Annotated in this window: 2 protein-coding genes; one reads left to right on the forward strand and one right to left on the reverse strand. The window is 74.4% G+C overall.

Going from position 1 to position 1,837, the window contains the following annotated elements:
• Window positions 1-137 precede the first annotated feature (137 nt).
• The gene (locus tag AB0I76_RS29065) at window positions 138-1,280 is read left to right on the forward strand and encodes a class I SAM-dependent methyltransferase (RefSeq protein ID WP_357042091.1); all 1,143 of its coding nucleotides are present in this window, start codon (window positions 138-140) and stop codon (window positions 1,278-1,280) included.
• A 28-nt stretch (window positions 1,281-1,308) separates the two neighbouring features.
• Here the strand turns inward: AB0I76_RS29065 and AB0I76_RS29070 are convergent, their stop codons facing one another.
• Window positions 1,309-1,755 carry a hypothetical protein gene (locus AB0I76_RS29070; RefSeq protein ID WP_357042093.1) on the reverse strand — a complete coding sequence of 149 codons (447 nt, stop codon included), beginning with the start codon at window positions 1,753-1,755 and terminating at the stop codon, window positions 1,309-1,311.
• Between the last annotated feature and the right edge of the window lie 82 nt (window positions 1,756-1,837).

The raw sequence follows: 1,837 nt of genomic DNA on the forward strand, positions 1-1,837 counted from the left end.
GGCGAACGGCGGGCACACGAGCCGATCGCAGAGTTCGCCCGCCGCCGGATCGCGGAGGAGGCCCGCCGCCTGCTGCGCCGCCGGCTGCCGGACGCCGCCCGGCTGTCGCTCGCCGTGGAGCTGCCGCAGGAGGACCGATGACTACGCTGGTACGCGACGCCGGCCGGGCCGGGGACGCCACGCTGTCCGGGGTGGACCGGGCCGCCCTGCCCGGCTTCATCCGCCAACTTGACGAGGCCGCCCTGCTGGCGATGGCCGTCACCCTGCACGGTGAGGGGGCCCTTGCCGGCGGGGTGGCGCGGACCGCCGACCAGGTGGCGGACCTGCTGCGCGTCGCCGAGCGGCACCGGTGGATCCTGCGTCGCTGGCTGGCCGTGCTCGCCGCCGAGGGCTGGCTGTGCCACGACGCGGAGACCGGCCGGTACCAGCATCTGCGTCCCGCCGACCGTGCGGATCTCGACGCGGCCACCCGCGCGCTCGACGCGGCCCGCGCCGGCCTGGGCTACCCACCGGCGATGACGCGTTTCTTCACCGCCACCGCCGCTCACCTGCCACAGTTGCTCCGCGACGAGGTGCCGTTGCAGGCGTTGCTCTTCGCCGACGAGGACCTGGAGACCGCCGAGGCGGCGTACAAGGACAACGTCGTCAACGCGTACCTGAATGCGGTCGTCGCGCACCTGCTGCGGAACGCGGTCGAGCGCCCCGGCCGGTCGGAGCCGCTGCGAGTGCTGGAGCTCGGCGCGGGTGTCGGTGGCACCACCGCTGACGTGTTGCCGGTCCTCGCGGGCCGGCCGGTGCGCTACCGGTTCACCGATGTGTCCCGGTTTTTCCTGGACAGCGCGCGGGCACGGTTCGCCCGGTACGACTTCTGCGAGTACGCGCTGTTCGACATCAACTCCGATGTCCTCGACCAGGGTGTCACCGCCGGTACGCAGGACATGGTCCTCGCGGCGAACGTCGCCCACAACGCGGTCGACGTGGCCGGGCTGCTGGCCGGGCTGCGGGAGCTGCTCAGCCCGGGCGGGACCCTGGTGCTGGTGGAGTCCTGCCGGGAGCACTACCAGATCGCCACGTCGATGCAGTTCCTGATGTCCGCCCGGCCGGGGGTGCCGGCGGCAGGCAGCGGCGACCTGCGGGCCGGTACCGGCCGAATCTTCCTGACCCGGCAGCAGTGGCTGGCCCAGTTCACCGCCGTCGGTCTGACCCCGGCGCTGGCGCTGCCCGAGGCGGACGACCCGCTAGCCGCGCTGGGTCAGTACGTGTTCGCCGCCGTCCGGTGACGCTGGCGGGCGGGTCGGGGGACCCGCCTTAGGGCCGGCGTACGGCCCGGACGACGTCCAACGGCCCTACCTCACCGGTCAGGCCCGCCTCGGCCAGCTCGGCGAGCAGGATCTCGGTCGGGGCGACGTGCCAGCGGTAGTCGGCGTGGTCCTCCCGCAGTGCCGTGCCGTCGGCGTCCAGGACCCGGTAGCGCATCCGCCAGGTCACCGAGTCGGGGCCGGACGGCTCGGCGGAGCCGCCCCCCTCGTAGGTGTGCCGGCCGACCGGAACCGCGCCGAAGACCGCGAAGGGCACCGGCGTTGGCTCCGCCGGTGGTTGCAGGTTCAGCACCAGCGGCGCGCCGGGAGCGAGGCGCCCGGCCACCCGGCGCAGGAACGCCCGGCGCCCGTCCGGCGCGAGGTGGCCGATCATGTTCATCGCCAGCACGCCGCCGAGGCGGGCGGGCAGGTCGACACCGAGCGCGTCGCCGGCCACCAGCTGATCCTGGTGCGCTGCTTCGCGGCGACCGGCACCCCGGTGGACAGCCGGTTCGTGGCCAGCTTCACCAGCGTGCGGC

Source organism: Micromonospora sp. NPDC049799 (assembly GCF_040656655.1).
In the GTDB taxonomy this organism is placed as follows: Bacteria; Actinomycetota; Actinomycetes; order Mycobacteriales; family Micromonosporaceae; genus Micromonospora.